Raw genomic sequence first — 22728 nt, forward strand, 5'->3', positions numbered from 1 at the left:
TGAAGTCACATGAAAAACCAGTCTAGTCAGGGCTGAAGTGACTGACAAACGCTTTTTCCGAGTGAATTGTCGATCGCGGCGCACAAAAAACCCCGGCCAGCCGAAGCTGCCGGGGTTTTGTCGTCCATCACGGCCAGAGCCGCGGGCGGTCGATCGTTCAGACCATCGTCGCCAGCAACGTTTTGCCTGCCAGCGCAAACATGAAAAAGCCAAAGCCTTTTCTCAGCAGGGCGATCGGCATCCGGGCTGCCGTCTTGACGCCCAGTTTCGAGGCGATGACCGAACACACGCTCAGCGCAATGAGCGCACGCAAATCGATGTAGCCCCAGCGCCAGTCGTGCGGCATGCCGGCCGTCAGCCCAAAGCCGATGATGGCTCCCACCGACGTGGGCAGCAACACACCGGTTGCGGTGCCAATCGCCGTGCGTAGCGACAGCCCGACCTTCGTCAAATAGAACGTGACCACGGAGGCGCCGCCCATGCCGGCCAGCGAATACGTCAGGCCAGAGAAGAAGCCCGCGACGTAGCGCAGCTTTTCCAGCCACGGCCACACGGCAATCGCGTCACTCCTCTGCACCAGGAGCTTGATGCCGAAGTAGCCCAGCATCAGCGACAGCCCGAGCGCCAGCCAACCACCTGGTACGCGAGAGGCAATCAGGCCACCCACCAACGCACCGATACCCGCCGGCACCGCCAGCTTTTTAAGCCACGCATAGTCGACGTTGCCGCGTTTGCTGTGGCTCAAGAAGGAAGACAGCCCCGTAAACGCCATCGTCGCGAGCGATGTACCGAAGGCCAGACGAATCGCTTCGGTCATCTCCATGCCGTTGGAGCGATACACGTGCACAAGGATCGGGATGACGATCGCGCCGCCGCCAATGCCAAACATGCCCGCAAAGAAGCCAGCGACCCCGCCGGCCAACAAGAAAAAGCCAAATAGCATAGAAATGCACCGCAAATGGAATGGAGGAGAAAGCCGCGCAGCGGCCTCCCCTCGCGGGTTGTCAGGCGAGTCAGGCGGTAGCGAGTTGGGCCTCGCTGGCCGAGTCTTCGCGGTGTGCCCAGAAGTTCAGACATTCACCGTCGATCCGGGTCGTCTGCGGCGCGGCTTTTGCAGGGTGGTCGGTATTGAAATGCCCGCCGCGCGATTCCTTGCGGAGCGCGGCGCTGCGCAAGATCAGGTGAGCGGCGTCGTAAATGTTGCGGGCACGCAATGCCTGGCCGTACGGCAGGACGCTCGGCGGGTTGTCGTTCAGGCGCTCGATGTTCTGCACGCCACGCGCAATGCCTGCGTCGCTTCGCACAATGCCGGCGTGATTCCAAAGAATGCAGCGCAATTCCGACAGCAAGTTCGGCTGGAACGGGGTCTCGATCACCGTCGGCAGCGCGACATGCGCGCGGGTGGTCGGACCGACCTCGCCACTGACGGCCTCAGCACACGCCTTGCCCATGACCACGCATTCCAGCAGCGAATTGCTGGCCAGCCGGTTGGCCCCGTGCAGACCGGAGTTCGAGACCTCACCGATGGCATACAGCCCTTTGACGCTGGTTCGTCCGCGGACGTCCGCCGCCACGCCGCCGCAGGTGTAGTGCGCCGCAGGTGACACCGGAACGCGGTGCGTGGCGAGATCGCAGCCGTAGGCTTTCGTGATCTCCACCAGATTGGGGAAATGCTGCTCGACAAAATCCTTGCCCTGATGCGTGATGTCGAGCCAGACGTAGGACGCACCATGCGCCTGCATTTCGGAGTAGATGGCGCGCGCCACGATATCGCGCGGTGCAAGCTCCAGTTGGCTGGAGTAGCGCGGCATGAAGCGTTCGTTGGCCACGTTGTACAGCAGCCCGCCTTCACCGCGAACCGCTTCTGTAATCAGGCTGATGACGCGGCCCTCAAACTGGAACGCGGTCGGGTGGAACTGAACGAATTCCAGGTTCTCGACCGATGCCCCTGCCCTCCACGCCATGGCGATCGCCTCGCCCTTGCTGGCGTGCGGGTTGGTGGCGTATTGGTACAGCCCGGTGAGTCCGCCGGTCCCCAGCACGACGATCGGCGCGCTGAACACCGTGACGTCGCCATCCACCAGGCTTTCGGCCACCACACCACTGACCGCCTCGCCATTCGAGATCACCTCCACCACTTCACACTGGCGAATCCAGGTGACATTCGGCAGCAGCGCAACTTTGGCCTGCAGGGTGCGCATGATGCCGCGCCCGGTCATGTCGTCGACATGCGCAACGCGGCGCGCGCTGTGTCCGCCCTCTCGCGTCAAATGGATTTCGCCGTCTTCGCGCGTGAAGGGCACACCTTGGTCAATGAGCCATGTCAGCACGCTGGTACCCTCGCCCACAATCTCGCGCACGGCGACTTCATCGCACAGGCCGTCGCCAGCTGCCAGGGTGTCCTGAACGTGTTTCTCGTGGTCGTCGTCCAGGGAAAACACCGCCGAGATCCCGCCTTGCGCCCAGTAGCTCGACGGCTCGTCATGCTTGTTGCGGGAAATCACGCCGACTTTCAGCGTAGGCGGCAAATGCAGCAACATCGTGAGTGCAGCCAACCCTTCGCCAACGACCAGTACATCGAATTTCATAGGATGAATTCGTCCTGAGTAGATAAATATCGGCCTCCCAAGGTGAAAATCACCTGGGATACGCTTATCGGGATAATTGATTATTTTTGAGAATGTGGCCGCAGCGGATGGCCAGCGGCGAATCTCAAGGAAAAGGCGGACCGCCATCAGCGTGGGATCGCCCTACAAACCCTTTCCACACAACGATCATCTGCGAGACATGCCCCATTTCAATATTCGGGAGTGCCTTGCTTAATCGGGATCGGGGGCCGAAATTTGCCTTATCAAACAGGGTGACTGCAACTGAATAATTTTAATATCTGCATTCTCACATCAATACGCACGGCGTTGCATCATCCGATATATCACTGCCCTACACATAAAAATATGCAGATAGGTTTTATTATTAATCTTTATTAATACCCAAACTCAAACCAATAATGCACCGGTGCGGGTCAGGAGTGTGTTGACCAGACTATGGGCCGTCACCATGGAGGTTTTTGGGTTGCCGGGCGCTGCCCGTCCTTCGATGCGAAAGCTGATGCGCCCGCTGACGCCGTCCGCCAGAATTTCGTGCACGTTGCAGTCCACCCCGGGGTCTGCCATCAGCTCCACCTGGGTCTCGTCGAAACCGAGGGTGGCCAACGCAATCGTGGCGGCCACATTCGCGTTCTTGGGGTACTGCAGCGCCGCAGCCCGAGCCGACCCGTGGAAGAACGCGTGGGGTGCTGTCAATGCGCTCAGGTTGACATGGTCTTCAGCCGACGTGCCCTGCCAGGCCGCCGGCGGCTTGCGCGAGCGATAGTGGACCCGGTGCAGGCCAGCACGGCGCGCGGCGGTCAAAATATCGAGCCCACCGACCGCGCCAGATGCCACCAGCAACTGGCTGCCGCTGTGCTCCACCGCCACACGCAGCCGGGCGTACCGTGCGGCATCTGCCAGCGCGCCCGCAGACACCAGCAGCATGTCATGTCCCGCCTTCAGGACTTGCTCGGCGTAGGCGTCCACCGCCTGATGGCCGGCACACTCCACCACCACGTCAGGCTGGCGCTCCAGGAGTGCGTCCAGTGACGTGCAGTAGCCGTCGTCCGCTGCCGACGCTGTCCGCACCAACGTCCCGCAAATCATGGCTTGCTCGGGGATGCCCCGCAGCGCCTCGCGTAACGCCGATCCAATGGTGCCCCGGCCGATCAGGGCAACGCGTAGCGGCGGTGGTGTGCGGCGAGATGGCATCGATCGCATGGGGCAGAGCAAAGGATGTCGCCATTTGACCGGCACTTCCTCCGACCCACAAACGCATTTTTCTCATCGATTCAGCACCTGGCTTTATCAATGCGGCGCACACCCGAAAGGCCGGCTCGGCGGGCCATTGAGGTATCGTCGCGTCTCTCTGGTCATCAACTGATGCCTCATCTTATGAGCGGTCTTCCATCGAACCCCGCAACAGGCGCATTCACAGCCTCCACTTGGACACGCGCCAACGTCACGCTGCGCCAGCTACAAGCCTTCGTCGTGCTGTCCGAGACAGAAAGCTTTACCGCAGCGGCCAAGCAGATGCACCTGACGCAATCCGCCCTGAGTGCACTCGTGCGCGAGTTGGAGAGCGAAGTGGACGCGCGTTTGTTTGACCGCACCACACGCAGCGTGAACATCACCGCTGCCGGCCGCGATCTATTACCCGTCGCCCAACGCGTGTTGCGCGATCTGGAAAGTGGCCTGGGTTCGGTACGTGATCTGGGGCTCAAGCGGAAGGGCATCGTGACCGTGGCGGTCACGCCAATGCTGGCGGCAGGGTTTATGCCGGGCGTTTGCGCTGCCATGCGCGCGCAGTATCCCGGGCTGCGTGTGCAAGTCAAAGATGGATTGGCCGCCGCCAACCTCGAGAGCGTCCGCCGGGGCGAAGCCGATCTCGCCATCGGCAACTTCGGGGCCGTGGATGACGATATCGCGCTCACGCTCATCGAAGGCAGCCGCGTCGGCGTGGTCGTGCACCGCGAACACCGCCTGGCACAGCGTCGACAGGTGCGATGGCGTGAACTCGCGCAAGAGCCGCTGATTCTGCTCAGCCGTGACAGCGCCTTTCGGCAATTGGTCTCGCAGGCCTTGCTGAACGCGGGCGTCACGCAGGCGCCCGAATACGAAGTCGGCTATATCGGAACGGCCCTGGGGCTGGCCCAAGCCGCGCTCGGTGTGGCGATCTGCCCTTCCCACGTCGCGCGCACGCTGGACCCCCGGCAAACACATTTCACCCCGTTGACCACGCCATCGATTCGTGACGGGGTCTACATGGCCAGCCTGAAGGGGCGCACCCATTCCGCAGCCTCACAGGCGCTGGTGGACGTTGTGCAGACCGGAAGACCCTGGCCCACCTTGGGCGGCGACGCCAAGACGTAGACGTCGGGAAGTTGCCAACCGCCGAGCGCTGAGCAACAAAAAACCCCGGCCAGCCGAAGCTGCCGGGGTTTTTCACATCCCTCACGGCCGAAGCCGCGAGCGACGTGCTTACATGTTGTCGATCATCACCTGACCGAAGCCCGAGCACGACACTTGGGTCGCGCCTTCCAGCAGGCGGGCGAAGTCATACGTGACCTTCTTCGACAGGATCGACTTCTCGATCGACGAGATGATCAGGTCAGCGGCTTCCGTCCAGCCCATGTGGCGCAGCATCATTTCGGCCGACAGGATTTCGGAACCCGGGTTCACGTAGTCCTTGCCAGCGTACTTCGGAGCCGTACCGTGGGTGGCTTCGAACATGGCAACGGAGTCGCTCAGGTTCGCGCCCGGGGCGATACCGATACCGCCAACTTGTGCAGCCAGGGCGTCGGAGATGTAGTCGCCGTTCAGGTTCAGCGTCGCCACGACCGAGTACTCGGCCGGACGCAGCAGGATCTGCTGCAGGAAGGCATCAGCAATCGCGTCCTTGACGATGATTTCCTTGCCCGTCTTCGGGTTCTTGAACTTGCACCACGGGCCACCGTCGATCAGCTCGGCGCCGAATTCCTTCTGTGCCAGCGCGTAGGCCCAGTCACGGAAACCACCTTCCGTGAACTTCATGATGTTGCCCTTGTGCACGATCGTGACCGACGGCTTGTCGTTGTCAATCGCGTACTGGATGGCCTTGCGCACCAGGCGCTCGGTGCCTTCGCGCGAAACCGGCTTGACGCCGATGCCCGACGTTTCCGGGAAGCGGATCTTCTTGACGCCGAACTCGTCCTGCAGAATCTTGATCAGCTTCTTGGCCTTGTCGCTCTGGGCTTCGAATTCGATGCCGGCGTAGATGTCTTCCGAGTTCTCACGGAAGATCACCATGTCGGTCTTCTCCGGCTCTTTCACCGGCGAAGGCACGCCCTTGAAGTAGCGCACCGGGCGCAGGCAGACGTACAGGTCCAGCTCTTGGCGCAGCGCCACGTTCAGCGAACGGATACCGCCGCCCACCGGCGTCGTCAGCGGGCCCTTGATGGACACCACGTAGTCCTTCAGGACTTGCAGGGTTTCTTCCGGCAGCCACACGTCCGGGCCGTACACCTTGGTCGACTTCTCGCCAGCGTAGATTTCCATCCACGAGATCTTGCGCTTGCCGGCGTAGGCCTTCTCAACTGCTGCGTCCACCACCTTGATCATCACCGGGGTGATGTCGAAGCCGGTGCCGTCGCCCTCGATGTAAGGAATGATGGGGTTGTCGGGGACGTTCAGGGAGAAGTCTTGGTTGACGGTGATCTTCTCGCCGGCCGGGACCTTGATGTGTTGATACATGGACGACTCCAGTGCAAACCGCAGGTGAGCGGGTGGACGATGAGGTTGACAGCACAATGCGCCGCCCTGGGTTGACCGGTGCGGCGCACTGCAATGAACTGGTGATTCTAACGGTGCGCGATGACACTCTCACGATGCACCGCACAAACTTCAACTCTTATATAAGACACAAGAGTGAATTCCGCATTATGCCGGAAAATTTCACCATCCGCCATAGTCCTGCGCATGGTGAAAACGGCGGATCAGGTGCTCGGCAGGTCTGCGTCGGCGCGGCGTTCGATCTGTGCACGGGCGTCGGCCAGCGCAGGCGTGGCGCCCACTTGAGTGGTCCAGGCATCGACCAAGCGGCCGAGGGCGGCGCGCAATTCCGCATGGTTGTCAGCTTGGAGTAGCCCCGCGATGCCAGCCCCGTCCAATTCGGGGTAATGGCGCACCAGCCAGGCGAGCGTACGGATGTGATCCACGAAGCGGATGTCGGATTGGTAGAGCGCGGCGAAACAGTGCAGACCAACTTGACGGTCCAGCGTCATGCCGGAGACCGTCTGCGAGACCAGCATGAAGTCGTCCAGGCTTGAGGCAGGCCCCTCGACGGGGCGACGTAGCCCTGCCGCCACGGCGAGCGCCAGCAACGCGCCGCCGCCAAGAAAAACATCGCGACGACGAAAACGCGCAGGCTTGAGGGGATGCGACAGCGGAGGGGGCGACACGGTGGGGCTTGAGGCAGAGGTAAAACGAAGTCCGCTCGCATTCTCAAGGCCCTTGGGTGCGCGTCCAATCAGACCCGTCTTAAACATCAGGGTGGCAGGCACCTTTTTTGCGCAGCGCACCATCCACCACACGCCGATGCCCCCTCGCAATACGACCTCAAAAATTTCAGCACAACGTGTCAACGCGGCTGTAACTGCCTGCGTTATTGCAGATGACTCATTTAGCGGGTCGTTGGTTAACTCACTGATCTATAAAAGGATTCACCATGAAGAAGCTGATCGCTGCTCTGATCGCCGGCCTGTTCGCCACCGGTGTGTTCGCTCAAGCCTCCGCCCCGGCTGCTGACGCAGCTGCTCCGGCTGCTGCTGAAAAGGCTGCACCGAAGGCCAAGAAGGCCAAGAAGCACCACCACAAGAAGGCAGCTAAGAAGGCTGCTGACGCTTCGGCTCCGGCTGCTGACGCTGCCAAGCAGTAAGCTTGTGTTTCTGCCGGGCCCTCGCGGCTCGGCCGAACCAGAAAAAGCAGATGCTTATGCATCTGCTTTTTTTTTGCCCGCGTTTTGCCCAATCCCGAGCCGTCGGGCGGGGCTGTCAAAATAGCGCCATCTGCTTTGGGTACCTTGCGCCTTCCTCACAACAAGAAACAGGGATGGCGCAATGGATTTCCGATCGATGTTCGCTCCGGTGGGCCGCAAGCGCACCGTGCTCACGATGCTCTCTCTTGCCGCGCTGGCTGCCGCCGCCGTGATTGCAGGTTGCGGCGGTTCATCGTCCGACTCGACGACCACGTCGACCGCTACACCGTCCGACGCGGCCACGGCTGACGCCAACATCCAGGCGGCCTGGGTAGAAATCGGGGACAGCAACCAGACGGTCGTGCGCGCCGTCACCACGTATACAAACAGCGCCTCCCTCGCCGACAACTCCGTCTGCCCACTGCTGACGGTGGACGGCACCGCCACACGCATGAGCCTGCGCGTGGCGGCCGGCACGCCCGCACAGCGCACCACGGCCAGCGCCGCCAGCGATTCGAAAGCTTCCGCCTTCCCCGTGAATGCCTGCGAGGCGACGGTGGCATCGACCGCCAAGGCTGCGTCGATCGGCTCGCGCGTACTGCCGCTGCCGAAGGCCAACCCGCAGCGCGTGGTGATCCTGGCGGACACCGGCTGCCGGATGAAGAAGTCGAGCAACACGTTCCAATCGTGTAACGACCCGCTGTCGTGGCCATTCGCCAATGCGGCCACCACGGCTGCGGCGATGAACCCGGATCTCGTCCTGCACGTGGGTGACTACCACTATCGAGAAAACGCCTGCCCGCCCGACGTGGCCGGCTGCCAGGGCAGCCCGTGGGGCTACGGCTGGGATACGTGGCAGGCGGACCTGTTCCAGCCCGCCGCCCCGCTGATGGCCGCCGCCCCTTGGGTGCTGGTGCGCGGCAACCACGAAGAATGCGCGCGCGCCGGCCAGGGCTGGTACCGCTTCCTGGACCCGCGTCCCTACTCCGCCACCCGCTCGTGCGACGACCCGACCAACGACACCGCCGCCAACGCCTCGGACCCGTATGCCGTGGCCATCGGCAACGACACGCAGGTCATCGTGTTCGATTCAGCCAAGGCCGGCACGACGGCACTGGCGACCACCGACCCGTGGTTCCAGACCTACCAGAAGCAGTTCGCCACGGTGGGCACGCTGGCCGCCAAACCGGGCGTGATGTCGATCTTCACCAACCACCACCCGATCCTGGGCTTCGTGCCCATCGCGGGCAGCACGCCGCTGGGCGGCAACGCCGCGCTGCTGTCGGTCATGAACAGCCTGAACGCCACAGCCTATTACCCGCCGGGCGTGCAGGTGGCGCTGCATGGCCACGTGCATGACTTCCAGGCCATCAACTTCACCAGCAACCATCCGGCAACCATCGTGGCGGGCAATGCGGGCGATTCGCTCGACGTGGCGCTGCCCGATCCGTTCCCGGCCATCAGCCCGGCCTCGGGCGTGACGGTTGGCAGCATCTCGCACAACAACTCGTTCGGCTTCATGGTGATGGATCGTCAGCCGGCACCGGCCAAGGGCTGGCTGTTCAAGGCGTACACCGTGGCCGGCAAGCTGCTGACCACCTGCACGCAAAACGGCACGAGCCTGGTGTGCGACAAGACGGGCTTCGTTGCACCTTGAAGCGCCTGCGTTCCACGTTGCTCGTTGCCGCCGCGCTCTTCTCGAGTGCGGCGGTGGCTGAATCGATCGGCATGACGCCCAAATTGGACGCCGTGCCGCCACCCACTGAATCGACATCGTTCAAGCCAGATCCGAACCTCGTCGCGCTCGGCAAGCGGGTGTTCTTTGACCCGCGCCTGTCGGAACCGCAAGGTACGTCGTGCGCGGCGTGCCACGATCCGGGCCGCGCCTTTGCGCCCACGCTCAAGGGCGAGGCGCTGCGCATCGGCGTACCGGCTGGCAGCCGCCCCGGGCACGGGGCGGCGCGCAATGCGCCGTCGCTGCTGTATCTGCGGTACGTCCCGCATCGCTATTTCTTCCAAGACGACGACGCGAGCTTTCCGTCGCCGTTCGGCGGCTTTTTTGCCGATGGCCGCGCCGGTTCCATCCCGGAACAGATCAGCGGCCCCCTGTTCAATCCGGATGAGATGGGCAACCGCTCGCCGCAGACGCTGCACCGCAAGGTCGCCGGTACCGACCTCGGTCAAGCGCTGACAAAGCAGTTTGGTGCCGATGCGGTGCGCGATCCTGAGCGTCTTATCGGCGCCCTCGGCAAGGCGCTGGAGGCCTATTTCCAGAGCGACGAGATGGCGCCGTTCAGCTCGCGCTTTGATGATTTCTTGCGCAAGCGCACGCCGCTCTCCCCTGCCGAGATGCGCGGACTCGCCCTGTTCCGTAACCCGGACAAGGGCAACTGCGCGTCATGCCACCTGATGGTGGAATCCTCGTCGCGGCCCGAGCGCTCGCTCTTCACCGATTTCGGCTACGACGCCATTGCCGTGCCGCGCAATCCGCTGCTGCCCGCCAACAAGGACGCCAAGCACTTCGACGTCGGCCTGTGCCAGACCGCTCACAAACTCAAGTGGCCCGAGCCCGATCAGTGGTGCGGCTACTTCCGCACGGCGGGGCTGCGCAACGTGGCCGTGCGCCAGACCTTCATGCACAACGGCGTGTTCCATACGCTGCGCGACACGGTCGCCTTCTATGCCACGCGTTCGACCGACCCGGCGCAGTGGTACCCCGGTGGCAAGCGCTTCGATGACGTGCCCACCAAGTACCAAGGCAACATCAACGTGAACGCCGTACCGATGAACCGCCGCCCCGGCACCGCGCCCGCGCTCACGGAAGACGAAATCGACGACATCGTCGCCTTCCTGCGCACGCTCACCGATGCGCGGTATGTGGCGCTAATGCCGGACCCGGTGGCGGACAAGGCACGCTCCGCACACGCGCCCAAGGCGCCAATCCGCACCGCAAACACGCGGTAACAACTTCGTTCCGCCCTTCGGCGCCGTCTCATTGACGGCGGCGGGCCGAGTGTCGATCATGGAGCGTTTCGTTTTCCGACACCAATCGCGCCATGACCACCCTGTCCCGCATTTTTGCCGCGCTCTCGCTGGCCGCAGCCGCCTCGGGCGTGCTTGCGCAAACCCCCACCGGCCCCAACGTTGGGCTGCCCGTCGCCGACCTGACCATCGGCATGTACAAGGTCAAAGCCGAAGTGGCCGCCACCCCGCAAACACGCGAAACCGGCCTGATGTTCCGCAAGACGATGCCCGACACCACCGGCATGCTGTTTGTGTTCGATGAGTCCGCCGGACACTGCTTCTGGATGAAGAACACCGATCTGCCGCTGTCGATCGCCTTCATCACCGACGACGGCACCATCTCCGACATTGCCGAGATGAAGCCGCAGACCGAAGACAACCATTGCCCGACCAAGGCCGGCAGCTATGCGCTGGAGATGAACAAAGGCTGGTTTGCGCGCAAGGGGATCAAGCCCGGCATGAAGGTGGGCGGCCTGCCTCGCTAACAAGCCAACACAGACAACAACAGAGAGGGGATCGCCGCATGCACGCTTTCGACAACAACCGTCGCCGCTGGATGCGGCAGGCTGGCGCGCTGGCCGTGGGTGCGGGCGCTGCGTCCGCGGGCTGGCCGTTGGCAGCCTCGGCCGCTGATGCGCCCAAAGGCACGCGGTTGATCCTGCTGGGCACCGGCGGCGGGCCAACCCCCAAGAAGAACCGCTCGGCGCCAGCGCAGGTCATCGTCATCAACGGGGTGTCATACGTAGTCGATTGCGGCAACGGCGTCGCCCGCCAGTACGTGATGGCCGGCCTCAAGCTCAAGGACATCCGCCACGTCTTCATCACGCACCAGCATTCGGACCACAACGCAGATTACGGCGCCCTGATGCTGCTCGCCTGGGGCACGGATCTGGTGGGCCCCGTCGACGCCTGGGGCCCGCCCCCGCTGGCCGCCATGACGACCAAGTTCCTCGAACTGTACGACTACGACATCCGCACCCGCATCGCCGACGAAGGCCGCCCGCCCCTGGCGCCAATGCTCCACCCGCACGAGATCACCGAGGGCGGACTGGTCATGCAAGACGCCAACGTGAAGGTAACGAGCGCGCTGGTGAAACACCCGCCGGTGTCGCCGGCATTTGCGTACCGGTTTGATGCGGCCGACCGCTCCATCGTTATCTCCGGCGATACGGCGCCGAGCGAAAACCTCGTGCGCCTGGCCTATGGCGCTGACGTGCTGGTGCATGAGGTCATGCATCTGCCCTCGCTCGACAAGCTGCTTTCCACCGAGCGCAACGCCAAGACGCTGCGCGAGCATCTGCTGGCAAGCCACACCTCCACCGAAGACGTCGGCCGCATCGCCACCGAAGCCAAGGTGAAAACGCTGGTGCTGTCGCACTTCGTGCCGGGCGGCTATCCGTTCCTGGAAGATTCAGTGTGGCTCGATGCCGTGCGCCCGCACTTCAAGGGCGAGATCATCGTCGGGCGCGATCTGCTGGAAGTTTAAGGACGGCCGCTCGTGGCCTCATTGCAATCACGGTAAAGCTGATTGCGATGGCTGGGCAGGGTCTCATCGACTAGGAAGCCGGTGGGGCCCTTCGTCCACCACACATACTGACCCGACGCATAGCGCGCACCGGACGCGGCCATCACGTTGGCGAAGACAAGCGTCTTGCCATCCAGCACGATGGACGCGAGCGGCGAGTCCCCCACCGTCATGTATTTCACGAGAAGCGTCTTGCCGCCCTCGCACGTGTAGCGCACATCGTGTGGGTCTTTAATCGGCAACGCGGAATACGCGCGCGCCTGGTCGATTGCCTTGTTCAGGCCAGCCTTGGCAAAGTCGAGCGCGGTATTCAGATCGTCGGTCGACATTCCGGGCACGGGCGATTGCGATGATTGCTGCGCGGTGGCGATGCCGCTGAATACACCGGCGCACAGCGCTGCACCGAACATCACTGCGGTTGCGAAACGACGCATGGATCGGTCTCCTCGGGAAATCGGTGGAAGCCGGTTAGTCGGCTGCGTCGCGATCGGGTTCCGTGGGCTTGAGCACGAACGGTGTCGGCTCCAGGCGCTGCGGTAGCTCATCGGACAGCGCGCGCGCAGCTTCCGCGAAGCACTGCACGAGCGCATCCGCCAACGATGACGGCGCGTGATGCTCGGCCCGCATGGCGCGCACATCGAATGTCTGCGCGGGCTCCAGCGCAAACAGCGCGATGCGTTCCATGCTGCCAGTGGCTGCCGTGAACTGATCGAGCATCGTCACGCCCAGCGATTCCTCCACCAGCGAGCGCGCCAGCGAGTACGTTTGCACCTCCAGCGTCGACTGCGGGGCCAGTCCGCCGCGTGCGAGCGTCTGCCCCACCAGCGAGCCGAGCGAGATCTGATCTTCCAGCCCGATGAACGGCTTCTCGGCGACGAGCTTGTGCAGCGCGCGTCCATCCGCCTTGCCGCCGACCCACGCACGCGGCGCCGCCAGCAGGATGCGCCCCTGCGCCACCGGCGTGGTGGAAATTGCGGGATGCACAGGCGGTGCGAATGCAAAGCCGACATCAATGTCCTGCGAGAGCAACCCCTGCACGATCTCCGCCGTGTGGTGCGTGAACACGCGCACCAGCGTATCGGGATGACGCTGCGAGAAGCGCCGCACGGCGGGCGCGAGGATGCTGGGCGCCAGGCTGGGCGTGGCCGCCACGCGCAATCGCCCTGCCCCCTTGTGACGCAGATTTGCGGACACACGGCGCACGCGCTCGACCTCTTGGTACAAGCGCTCCACCTCAGAAAACAGCTCGAACGCCTCGGCGGTGGGCTGCAGTCGGCCCTTGGTGCGATCGAACAGGCGGAAGCCGAGCTGCAACTCCGTGTGCTGCAACACGCGCGTCACCACGGGTTGCGACACATTCAGCATGCGCGCCGCCTCGCTGACGGTGCCCACGAGCATCACGGCACGGAAGACTTCGATCTGGCGCAGGCGCATGGCCGCCGGTCCTCACAATCCGAATGGGTAAGCGCCGATTGTGACACTGGGCGCCGCTCTTCGGCTAGGTAGGGGCCGGTGTGGCGGATGCGCCCTCCGCCTCCAGGGCGTCCAGAAAGACGCGCACCTTGCGCGGCACAAGCTTGCGCGCGGGCATGAGTGCGTAGACGCGCAGCGCGGTCAACTCAAAATCCGGCAATACACGAACGAGACGACCCGTGGCGACCTCCGCATCGCCCACGGAACGGGCCATGCGCGCCACACCCAGGCCACGCACGGCGGCGCGGGCACGCATCTCGGCGTTCAACGTCTGCAGGCGCGGCTGGATGGGGATTTCGATCGGCTCGGCAGTCGGCTCCCCAGCGGGGCGAAAGGCCCAGCTCGCATCGTCGGGGCCGGAGAGGCACGGCCAGCCCACCAGGTCTGCCGGCGTCTTGAGCGGCGGACGTTCCGCCAGCAAGGTCGGCGAGGCGTACAACGCGCGCGGGATCATCACCACACGGCGCGCCACCAGTGATGAATCCGGCAGCACCTGATCCACCATCACGAAGACGATGTCGTAGCCGCTGGCGAGCAGATCGGGCTGCTCCCACGAGATGTGCACCTGGATCTGCAGATGGGGATATTTCTCCAGCGTGCGGCACACCGGCTCGGTGAGGTGCTGGGCGCCCACCTCGTACGGTGCGGCGATGCGCAGCGTGCCGGCCACGGTCTCGCTGGCGGCGGTGGTGTCGGCGTGCACTTCACGCAGGCGCTCGAACAGTGGCGCGATGTCGTCGTAGAAGTGCGAGCCCGCTTCGGTCAGGCGCAACTGGCGCGTGGTGCGGGTCATGAGCCGCACGCCGAGCGTCGCTTCCAGCCGCGACACAGCAGCGCTGGCGGTCGATTTGGGGATGCCCAGCGCCTCGGCAGCAGCGGTGAAGCTGCCAGCCTCCACCACGCGGCAGAAGGTCTCCCAGTCGTTCCACTCCATTGTTCGCATGACTGGACAGTGTTCCTAGAGTTGGCCGTTTATCCGGCTGGCGGGCAAGTTTATGCTCGGCCACATGTCGCTGCAAATCCTCAGGCCTGCTTCTCTGCGGGCGTTCCCACATTTTTCGTCCGCTCGCATTCACGCTTTCGGCTTGGCGGTGGGCCTGTCCACGGGGCTCGATTTCGTCTCTTCGCAGATGATGGCCGTGGCGGGTCAGCATATCCAGGGTGGTGTGCATGCGAGCCCGGATGCGTATCTGTACGCCGTCACCGCCTATGCCGTGGCGGCAGTGGTGGCCAATCTCGCCATCGGGCGCATCGCCGCGCACGTGGGCTACCGGATGTTCTCGCTGGTGGGCATCGTGCTGTTCGGCATCGGCTGCGTGGTCTGTGCGCAGTCCAACAACATCGGCGAGCTCGTCATTGGCCGGACCATTCAGGGCCTGGGCGCGGGTGGGCTCTTCTCGGCCTCGCGCATTCTGGTGCAGCTCACCACCGAGCCCGACGAGCGCATCCCGCCCATGCTGATGTTCAGCGTCGGCCTGTTCGGGCTGACGACGATTGCGCCGTGGATCTGTGCTGAGGTGCTCGAATACAGCGAGTGGCGCGTGATCTTCTGGCTGGAACTCGGGCTTGCCGTCATCGCATGGTTTGCCATGTTCTTCCTGCCGCCGGAGCATCACCAGCCACGCACGCGCGCCGCACGGCGCCCGCATGAGGCGCCGCCGGTGGATGCCCAGTGGGACTGGATCGGCGTGGGCGCCATGGCCCTCGGTGCGCTGTCGTTCCTGATGGGGCTGTCGGAGCTGCGTTACAACCGGCTGACCGCCTCGCCGGCGATCCCGCTGTTGCTGCTGGGCGGCACGGCGTCGCTGTTGCTCGCCATCCATCGCCTGCGCACGCACCCCGATCCGTGGCTCGACTTATCGCGCCTGAACGGCCGCCGTTACCTGTGGGGCATCGGCTTCTACGGCGTCTATTACCTGATGAGTGGGTATTGGTCTTACTTGTGGCCGGCGGTGTCGCAGGGCGGACTCGGCTTCACGTTCCGCACGACTACGCTGTTCCTCATGATCAGCGGTGCGGTCTCGATGGTGGTGGCCGTGGCGATGACGGTGTGGCTGCCGTTCTTCTTCCGCAAGCGCCGCTTCATCGCCATCGGCTTTGGCGTGTACGCAGCGGCAGCGCTGTTGCTGGGCACGAGCCTGATGCCGGGCGCGCCGGACTACGCGTTCTTCCCCGTGTCGATCTTGGAAGGGATGACGCCGGGCGCGGTGATGATCCAGGTGGCGATGATGACCTACCTCGACCTGGACCGCGAAGACTTCGCGCACGGCTATCAGATGAAGAACATCGCGCGGCAATTTGCGACTGCCGTGGGCACCGGGCTGGCGGCGGTGTCGCTGCAGACCCAGCAGGCGGAATCGCGCTCGCTGATCGTGGCGCATGTCACACGCTTCACGTCAGACCTGCAAGCCGCCAACCCGCTCACCCCCGAACGGTTGGCGAGCCTGTCGGCCGAGATTGATCGGCAGGCGACGCTGTTGGCCGGCACGCAACTCTTCAGCTGGTTTGCCGTGGCGTGTGGCGTGTTTGCCGTGTTAGTGCTGGTGCAGCGGTCGCTGCGCTAAGCCGTGCGCGCTACGACTTCTGCACCGCGTACTTGCCCGGCCCCACGGCGGCCAGCAAGAACAGCCCGCCCATGATGGTCAGGTTCTTATAGAACTGGATTTTATTGGCGGCTTCCATGGCGCCTTCCATGCTCCAGTAGCTGTGAGCAATGAACGACGTGCCGAGCACGAACAACGCCAACAACAGCGCCAGCGGCCGCGTCCAGAAGCCGATCAGCAAGGCGATGCCCACCCCAAATTCCATGACCACGGCAACAGCGGCTGCCACGGTCGGCATGGGCGCTCCCGTACTGGCCATGTAGCCGACGGTGCCCTGAAAGCCCGTCAGCTTGGCCCATCCGGACATCACGAACAGCACCATCATGAAGATGCGGGCGAGCAGCATCAGCTCGTTGCGCCAACGTTCGATGAACGCGTCCATTTGCGGCCTCCAGGGCGGGTTTCGGTGATAGCAGTCTAGGCGCTGGATTTGCCAAGTGTGGTTTCGAGCGCATCGAGTACCGCCTGAATCACACCGTGCCGCACGTGCTCTTTCCGCTCGATCATGCCGACGGCGCGCACGGGCGTCCGCGGCGGCATGGGCAGCACACGCAGCGCGGGGTCGCTCTCCCAACTGGCGCGGCGCAGGCGTGGCACCAGCGTCACCCCCACCTGCTGGCGCACCAGCTCGACAATCGCCTCGATCGAATTCACTTCGATGAACTCGTTGACCGCCATGTGCGTCTTGCGCAAGGCGCGGTCGATGAGCGCGCCGGTGCGCACCGCGCGGTCGAATCGCAGGAAGGGGTGCGTGCGCAAAACCTCTTCTGCACGGCCGCGCGTGTTGCGGCCGGCCACGACCACCAACGGCTCGGTGTACAGCGGATGCCACGCGAGGTTGGCCGGCAACCGCTCCAGGTGCTCGACCACCAGCGCGCCATCCAGCTCGCCCGCCTCTACCTGCTCGGCCAGTTCACCCGACTTGCCGGTGATGAGCTTGACGTCGAGCCCCTTGTGCACCTGCTTGAGCCCCGCCACCGCGTGCGCCAGCGAACCCATCACCGACACCACTGCCCCGATGGCCACCGCGCCGGACAGCTCCGTCTGTGGTTCATCGCCGATGCGCATGGCGTCGTACAGGGCGAGCAGATGTTCGGCTTGCGGCAGCAACGCACGGCCGTGCGCATTGAGCGTAACGGTGCGCCCGGAGCGATCGAACAGATCGCGGCGCAACTCCGCTTCCAACGCGCGCATCTGCAGGCTTACGGCGGCCTGCGTGAGCGCCACGCGCTCGGCTGCGGCGGCGAGCGAACCGTGTCGCGCCACGGCGACGAAGGTGCGGAGAAAGCGGACGGTGCTCACGCGCTGATCCTCAAGATTTTCTTAAGCAATATCAAATGAATTTTAACTTTATTAAATTCATCGCACCGCAAATAATCAATCGTCAAACCATCCCGCTTTGCGCACCATGTCCCACCGTTTCGATTGGCAGAACCCCTACCCGACCGTGCGCATTCCGCTGTTTGCGCGCAACGTGGTATCGACTTCGCATCCACTGGCCGCGCAGGCCGGATTACGCATGCTGTTGGCCGGCGGCAGCGCCGTAGATGCGGCCATCGCGGCGGCGGCCATGTTGACCATCGTCGAGCCCGTGTCGTGCGGCCTCGGCAGCGACGCGTTTGCCATCCTGTGGGACGGCAAACAGCTGCACGGCCTGAACGCCTCCGGCACGGCGCCGCAGGCGTGGAACCTGGATTACTTCCGCAACAAGTACGGCGAAGACGCCAACGGCAACCCGAAGCGCCCCACGCGCGGCTGGGATGCTGTGACGGTGCCCGGTGCGGTGTCCGCGTGGGCTGCTTTGCATACGCGCTTCGGCAAGCTGCCATTTGCCGACGTGCTCGAACCCGCCGCCGAGATTGCCGAACGCGGCCACACCATCGCGCCCATCGTTGCGCACAAGTGGGCGGCAGCGATTCCTGATTTGCAGAATCAACCGGGCTATGCGCAGGCCTTCATGCCGCATGGCCGTGCGCCGCAGGTGAGCGAAAAATTCCAGCTGCCGGATGCCGCCACCACGCTGCGCCGCATCGGCCAGACCAACGGGCGCGATTTCTATGAAGGCGAACTCGCCGAGCGCATCGCCGCGTATTCGCGTGAATGCGGCGGCGGCATGACCGCGCAAGACCTGCGCGACTATCGCCCCGAGTGGGTCAAGCCGGTCAACAAGCGCTACCGCGGCTATGACCTGCACGAGATTCCGCCGAATGGCCAGGGCATCGCCGCGCTCATCGCGCTGGGCATTCTTGACCGCTTCGACCTCGGCGCCCTGCCCCTCGACTCCGCCGATTCGCAGCACCTGCAGATCGAAGCGATGAAGCTGGCGTTTGCCGATCTCTACAAATACGTGGCCGACCCGCGCAGCATGGAAGTCACGCCCGAGCAGATGCTCGACGATGCGTACCTCGATGCACGCGCCAAGCTGATCGACATGGGCCGCGCACAGGTGCCGACCTTCGGCATGCCGCGCGCGGGCGGCACGGTGTACCTGACGGCGGCGGACGAGAACGGCATGATGGTCTCGTTCATCCAGTCCAACTACATGGGCTTCGGCTCGGGCGTGGTGGTGCCTGGCACCGGCATCAGCTTGCAGAACCGCGGTTTCGGCTTCTCGATGGATGCGCGCTCGGCCAACGTGGTGGAAGGCGGCAAGCGGCCGTTCCACACCATCATCCCGGCGTTCCTCACCAAGGACGGCCAGCCGCAGATGAGCTTTGGCGTGATGGGCGGCGACATGCAGCCGCAAGGCCATCTGCAAACGCTCGTGCGCATGCTCGATTACAACCAGCAGCCGCAGGCTGCATGCGACGCGCCACGCTGGAAGGTCAACCGCGATTTCACGCTCGACGTGGAAGCGACGATGAACGCGGACACCGTGGCCGCGCTGGAAGCGCGCGGGCACAAACTCAAATCGGTGGCCGACCCGTATATGGATTTCGGCTCGGGCCAGTTCATCTGGCGCCTGTCAGACGACGCCGACCACGGCTACGTGGCCGCCAGCGACAGCCGCCGCGACGGGCACGCCGTGGGCTTCTAAACCCAGTACCCCAGCACGCCGCCCCGCAGGACCGGGCGGGCAGCGTGCTGCAGCTTCCATAAAAACGAACCCGGCCAGCACCAAAGGAAACCTCACCATGACCGCCCCGCTTGCGGCGAGTGCAGCCGCGCCAACACACTCGCCACTCACGTCTGCCCACGCGCGCCGCATCGTCATTTCGTCGTCGATCGGCAATGCGCTGGAGTGGTACGACTTTCTCGTCTACGGCTTCTTTGCGTCCGTGATCGGCAAGCTGTTCTTTCCGGCGGATGACGAGTGGGTATCGTTGCTGTTTGCGGTGGGCAGCTTTGGCGTGTCGTTCATCACGCGGCCGGTGGGTGCCATCGTGCTCGGCATGTATGCAGACAGGAAGGGGCGCAAGGCGGCACTGACGCTGTCGATCCTGTTGATGATCGTCGGCACGCTGACGATTGCCGTCATGCCGAGCTATCAGCAGATTGGCATCGTCGCGCCCATCACCATCTTGCTTGCACGCCTGGTCCAGGGCTTTGCGGTGGGCGGCGAGTTCGGTAGCGCCACCGCATTCATGGTGGAGCACAGCAAACGCGGTCGCGGCTATTACGCGAGTTGGCAGTTCGCCAGCCAAGGCATTGCGACCATCCTGGCAGCCGGGCTTGGCGCACTGCTCACGGCCACATTGTTCCCCTCGGAACTGGAGAGCTGGGGCTGGCGCTTGCCGTTCTTCTTTGGTCTGCTGGTCGGCCCGGTCGGTTTCTACATCCGCCGGCACCTAGACGAAACGCCGGAGTTTGTCGCCGAGCAGAAGAAGACGACGATCGATCCGCAAGCGTCATTCAAGGCGCAGTGGACCAACCTGCTGCTGGCTGTGGGCGTGGTGGCGCAGTCCACCGTGTCGGTGTACGTGCTGCAGCTCTACATGCCGACGTACGCCGTCAAGCAATTGCACTTGCCGGCGGCGCAGTCGTTTGGGGTGGTGGTGCTCAATGGCGGGCTGCAGTTTCTGCTCTCGCCGCTGTTTGGCGCGCTGTCAGATCGCATCGGCCGCATCCGCATCATGCTCACCACATCGGTGCTGATGATCCTGCTGATCTACCCCATGTTTGCCCTGCTGCGTGCGCATCCGAGCATCGGTGCACTCCTCGCACTGCAAGCGGTGTCGGGCATCTTCAAGGCGGCGTATTCCGGCCCAATGCCCGCGCTGATGTCGGAGATCTTCCCCACGCGCGTGCGCTCGACCGGGCTGTCGCTCGGCTACAGCCTGGGCGTGACGCTGTTCGGCGGGTTCGCGCCGTTCATCGTCACGTGGCTGATCCACACCACGGGCGATACGCTGGCACCGAGCTACTACGTGCTGACGGCGGCCGTGGTGAGCGGTGTTTCGCTCACCCTCATCGCGCTGCGCCATCGCACGGCGGCGCGGCCAGCATGATGTGCTCCATTACCAATATTTAACGAACAGACGTTGTCTCCGCCATCAGGATCGCTGCCACCCGGAACGCTCACCGCGTTCCCTGATGTGTTGATCTGGCGCTGTTTGGCGCGATTGCCGTGCAGAAGAACACGCGCGATATCCAGGCTGCGCGGCCTTACACGGTGGAATCGGAGTTCGTCCAGTTGCGAGAAGGCGGCGACGCCAACTAAGCGGCTGGCTCAAAAATACGTATCACATGCCCTGACGCGATCAGGGCATTTTTTTGCCCGCAGTAACCTCGATCAATCACGCGCCCTTGTACCAGGCCGCATTCCACGGCGCACCATGCCCACCATGACGGACGCCGCGATGGTGGCGACGCGTGCCCCGGCTTGCGCGGCCATCGCCTTCGAGTGCGGGTGCCTCATCGTTCATGGTTTCGCTTCCGGCCACCGTGCGTGCACGGGCGGGCACCTGGGAATAAATGCGCTGCTCCATGCGATCGCGCGCCGCGGCCACGCGCTCAGGTGACGCCGGTTGCGCGGGCTCCGACTGAGCGACCGTTGCCGCCGTTACCGCGGAGGCCGAAGGTGTCGCGGAAGCCGATGGCGCCGCACTGGCAGGTGCCGCGGCCACCGCAACACCCATTGCATCGCCCGCCTGCTCCGCCGTGGGGGTGTGGTTCGCAAGGCTCTTCACCCAAGGCGCGTGATACATCCCCACGTACACGGCCCCCGTCACGGCAATCAGAGCCGCTGCCACGTTGGTGAACGCGCTGCCCACGATGGCAGCCGGCACACGTGCCCACCAGGGCTTGCGTTCGGCTGCGGGGGGCTGGCTCTGCACGTCGGAAACCTCAGTCGGGTCGACATGTGTGGAAGCGAGCGGCGGTGTCTGTGCAGTATCTGGAGCTTGAGCGGTAATCGAAGCAGGCAAGCGCATGGCGAACACTCGGGTCGTTCAGTCGGCAGCGTGGTGCGCTGCCGATCGTGATTCGAAAATCGCCGCGTGACACGCGCGTGACAGCGCGGCGTTGGGATGAGCAGCTTTGGTTAGCAAATTTCCTGCCGGACTTTGTGCAACGCCACAAACCGCTGCAAACCCTTGCCAGTGCTACGTTCCCGAAAAAACGCAGACGATTCCGGCCGCGCCCCGCACCCCCGCCAGCCTGCAAGGCAGGTAGACTTTGCACAGTTTACCGGGTGTAACGCCGGGGCCAGGGCATCAAGGAGAAACACGTGCGTTGGGATGACATGCGCGAAAGTAATAACGTCGAGGATGAACGCGCGTCCTCGGGTGGCGGCGGCTTTGGCGGCGGCGGCATGCGGCTGGGCATTGGCGGCATTGCCATCGTGGCGGTCGTCGGCCTGCTGATGGGCAAGAACCCGCTGGAAATCCTCGGCATGGTGATGCAGGTGTCGCAGAACGCGCCGGCACCCTCCGCGCAGCACGCACCCGCCCGTCCCACCGGCGAGACGGACAACGATCGCAGCAAGCAATTGGTCTCGCACGTGCTGGGCGACACGGAAGACACATGGTCGCAACTGTTCAAGCAGGCCGGCCGCGCGTATCAGCCGCCCAAGCTGGTGCTGTTCCGCGCGGGCATCCGCTCGGGTTGCGGAGATGCCACCTCGGCGGTGGGCCCGTTCTACTGCCCGGCCGATACCAAGGTCTATCTGGACCTCGGCTTCTTCGATGAACTGCGCCGCCGCTTTGGCGCGCCGGGCGACTTTGCCGCCGCGTATGTCGTCGCGCACGAAGTCGGGCACCACGTGCAAAACCTGCTGGGCGTGTCGGAGAAAGTCAGCCGCGCACAGGCCGGCAAATCGCAGGCGGCGTCCAACGCGCTGTCGGTCAAGCTGGAGTTGCAGGCTGATTGCCTGGCCGGCGTGTGGGGCCACTACGCACAGCAGCGCGGGCTGCTCGAGCGGGGGGATCTGGAACAGGCGCTCACCGCCGCGCACGCCATCGGCGACGACACCCTGCAGCGCAACGCCGGCCGCAGCGTCACACCCGATGCCTTCACGCACGGTTCATCGGAACAACGCATGCACTGGTTCCGCCAGGGCTTCGACGCCGGCGACATCCGCCAGTGCGATACCTTCCGCGCCGGCGCGGACGCTTAAGTCCG

General features: G+C 64.1%; 21 protein-coding genes. 10 read left to right on the forward strand and 11 right to left on the reverse strand.

The window, feature by feature from the left end; translation table 11 throughout:
* Positions 1–157: 157 nt before the first annotated feature.
* From ACN9M1_RS11865 to ACN9M1_RS11875, 3 genes are all read right to left on the reverse strand, one after another.
* Positions 158–943: a sulfite exporter TauE/SafE family protein gene (locus ACN9M1_RS11865; RefSeq protein WP_426394588.1), complete on the reverse strand. Its 786-nt coding sequence runs from the start codon at positions 941–943 to the stop codon at positions 158–160.
* 70 nt (positions 944–1013) lie between these two features.
* On the reverse strand, positions 1014–2735 hold the full coding sequence (gene nadB, locus ACN9M1_RS11870; protein ID WP_426394590.1) for an L-aspartate oxidase: 1722 nt from the start codon (positions 2733–2735) through the stop codon (positions 1014–1016).
* Between the two features lie 261 nt (positions 2736–2996).
* Positions 2997–3800 (reverse strand): aspartate dehydrogenase, encoded by an 804-nt coding sequence (locus ACN9M1_RS11875; RefSeq protein ID WP_426394591.1) that lies wholly within the window; start codon positions 3798–3800, stop codon positions 2997–2999.
* Between the two features lie 183 nt (positions 3801–3983).
* On the opposite strand from ACN9M1_RS11875, the gene ACN9M1_RS11880 reads away from it, so the two are divergent.
* Positions 3984–4961, forward strand: coding sequence for a LysR family transcriptional regulator (locus ACN9M1_RS11880; protein WP_426394593.1), 978 nt, complete (start codon positions 3984–3986; stop codon positions 4959–4961).
* A gap of 108 nt (positions 4962–5069) precedes the next feature.
* On the opposite strand, the gene icd is transcribed toward ACN9M1_RS11880, so the two are convergent.
* Together icd and ACN9M1_RS11890 are read right to left on the reverse strand one after the other, a co-directional pair.
* Positions 5070–6320 carry an NADP-dependent isocitrate dehydrogenase gene (gene icd / locus ACN9M1_RS11885; protein WP_426394595.1) on the reverse strand — a complete coding sequence of 417 codons (1251 nt, stop codon included), beginning with the start codon at positions 6318–6320 and terminating at the stop codon, positions 5070–5072.
* Positions 6321–6562: 242 nt separating this feature from the next.
* Positions 6563–7027 (reverse strand): sugar dehydrogenase complex small subunit, encoded by a 465-nt coding sequence (locus tag ACN9M1_RS11890; RefSeq protein ID WP_426394597.1) that lies wholly within the window; start codon positions 7025–7027, stop codon positions 6563–6565.
* A 266-nt stretch (positions 7028–7293) separates the two neighbouring features.
* Between ACN9M1_RS11890 and ACN9M1_RS11895 the strand changes: the two genes are divergently transcribed.
* The 5 genes from ACN9M1_RS11895 (at position 7294) to ACN9M1_RS11915 (ending at position 12052) form a co-directional block, all read left to right on the forward strand.
* The gene (locus ACN9M1_RS11895) at positions 7294–7503 is read left to right on the forward strand and encodes a hypothetical protein (RefSeq protein ID WP_426394599.1); all 210 of its coding nucleotides are present in this window, start codon (positions 7294–7296) and stop codon (positions 7501–7503) included.
* Between the two features lie 181 nt (positions 7504–7684).
* Positions 7685–9199, forward strand: a complete 1515-nt coding sequence (locus ACN9M1_RS11900; protein ID WP_426394600.1) for a metallophosphoesterase — start codon at positions 7685–7687, stop codon at positions 9197–9199.
* Positions 9196–10506 (forward strand): cytochrome-c peroxidase, encoded by a 1311-nt coding sequence (locus ACN9M1_RS11905; RefSeq protein ID WP_426394601.1) that lies wholly within the window; start codon positions 9196–9198, stop codon positions 10504–10506. The genes ACN9M1_RS11900 and ACN9M1_RS11905 overlap by 4 nt, the downstream gene beginning before the upstream one ends.
* 92 nt (positions 10507–10598) lie before the next feature.
* The gene (locus ACN9M1_RS11910) at positions 10599–11051 is read left to right on the forward strand and encodes a DUF192 domain-containing protein (RefSeq protein ID WP_426394602.1); all 453 of its coding nucleotides are present in this window, start codon (positions 10599–10601) and stop codon (positions 11049–11051) included.
* A 38-nt stretch (positions 11052–11089) separates the two neighbouring features.
* Complete coding sequence (locus ACN9M1_RS11915; RefSeq protein WP_426394603.1) at positions 11090–12052, forward strand: MBL fold metallo-hydrolase; 963 nt, start codon at positions 11090–11092, stop codon at positions 12050–12052.
* On the opposite strand, the gene ACN9M1_RS11920 is transcribed toward ACN9M1_RS11915, so the two are convergent.
* The 3 genes from ACN9M1_RS11920 to ACN9M1_RS11930 all read right to left on the reverse strand — a co-directional run bounded on the left by ACN9M1_RS11920 (position 12049) and on the right by ACN9M1_RS11930 (position 14498).
* Complete coding sequence (locus ACN9M1_RS11920) at positions 12049–12525, reverse strand: MliC family protein (protein ID WP_426394605.1); 477 nt, start codon at positions 12523–12525, stop codon at positions 12049–12051. The genes ACN9M1_RS11915 and ACN9M1_RS11920 overlap by 4 nt on opposite strands.
* A 34-nt stretch (positions 12526–12559) precedes the next feature.
* Positions 12560–13525 carry a LysR family transcriptional regulator gene (locus ACN9M1_RS11925; RefSeq protein WP_426394606.1) on the reverse strand — a complete coding sequence of 322 codons (966 nt, stop codon included), beginning with the start codon at positions 13523–13525 and terminating at the stop codon, positions 12560–12562.
* Between the two features lie 64 nt (positions 13526–13589).
* The gene (locus tag ACN9M1_RS11930; RefSeq protein WP_426398856.1) at positions 13590–14498 is read right to left on the reverse strand and encodes a LysR family transcriptional regulator; all 909 of its coding nucleotides are present in this window, start codon (positions 14496–14498) and stop codon (positions 13590–13592) included.
* Between the two features lie 73 nt (positions 14499–14571).
* Here ACN9M1_RS11930 and ACN9M1_RS11935 point away from each other — a divergent pair, with 73 nt between their 5' ends.
* Complete coding sequence (locus ACN9M1_RS11935) at positions 14572–16128, forward strand: MFS transporter (protein WP_426394607.1); 1557 nt, start codon at positions 14572–14574, stop codon at positions 16126–16128.
* A 10-nt stretch (positions 16129–16138) separates the two neighbouring features.
* Here ACN9M1_RS11935 and ACN9M1_RS11940 read toward each other — a convergent pair whose 3' ends face one another.
* Positions 16139–16549: a DoxX family protein gene (locus ACN9M1_RS11940; protein ID WP_426394609.1), complete on the reverse strand. Its 411-nt coding sequence runs from the start codon at positions 16547–16549 to the stop codon at positions 16139–16141.
* Between the two features lie 35 nt (positions 16550–16584).
* On the reverse strand, positions 16585–17469 hold the full coding sequence (locus ACN9M1_RS11945) for a LysR family transcriptional regulator (protein ID WP_426394611.1): 885 nt from the start codon (positions 17467–17469) through the stop codon (positions 16585–16587).
* Positions 17470–17575: 106 nt separating this feature from the next.
* Here ACN9M1_RS11945 and ACN9M1_RS11950 point away from each other — a divergent pair, with 106 nt between their 5' ends.
* Both ACN9M1_RS11950 and ACN9M1_RS11955 read left to right on the forward strand, forming a co-directional pair.
* Complete coding sequence (locus ACN9M1_RS11950; RefSeq protein ID WP_426394613.1) at positions 17576–19204, forward strand: gamma-glutamyltransferase family protein; 1629 nt, start codon at positions 17576–17578, stop codon at positions 19202–19204.
* Between the two features lie 97 nt (positions 19205–19301).
* On the forward strand, positions 19302–20615 hold the full coding sequence (locus tag ACN9M1_RS11955; RefSeq protein WP_426394614.1) for an MFS transporter: 1314 nt from the start codon (positions 19302–19304) through the stop codon (positions 20613–20615).
* Positions 20616–20903: 288 nt separating this feature from the next.
* Here ACN9M1_RS11955 and ACN9M1_RS11960 read toward each other — a convergent pair whose 3' ends face one another.
* Positions 20904–21539, reverse strand: coding sequence for a hypothetical protein (locus ACN9M1_RS11960; protein WP_426394616.1), 636 nt, complete (start codon positions 21537–21539; stop codon positions 20904–20906).
* Positions 21540–21835: 296 nt separating this feature from the next.
* Here ACN9M1_RS11960 and ypfJ point away from each other — a divergent pair, with 296 nt between their 5' ends.
* A complete protein-coding gene (ypfJ, locus tag ACN9M1_RS11965) occupies positions 21836–22723 on the forward strand; it encodes a KPN_02809 family neutral zinc metallopeptidase (RefSeq protein ID WP_426394617.1) in 888 nt (295 codons plus the stop codon).
* Positions 22724–22728: the final 5 nt, after the last annotated feature.

The organism is Ralstonia sp. R-29, from assembly GCF_049913345.1.
Lineage (GTDB): Bacteria > Pseudomonadota > Gammaproteobacteria > Burkholderiales > Burkholderiaceae > Ralstonia.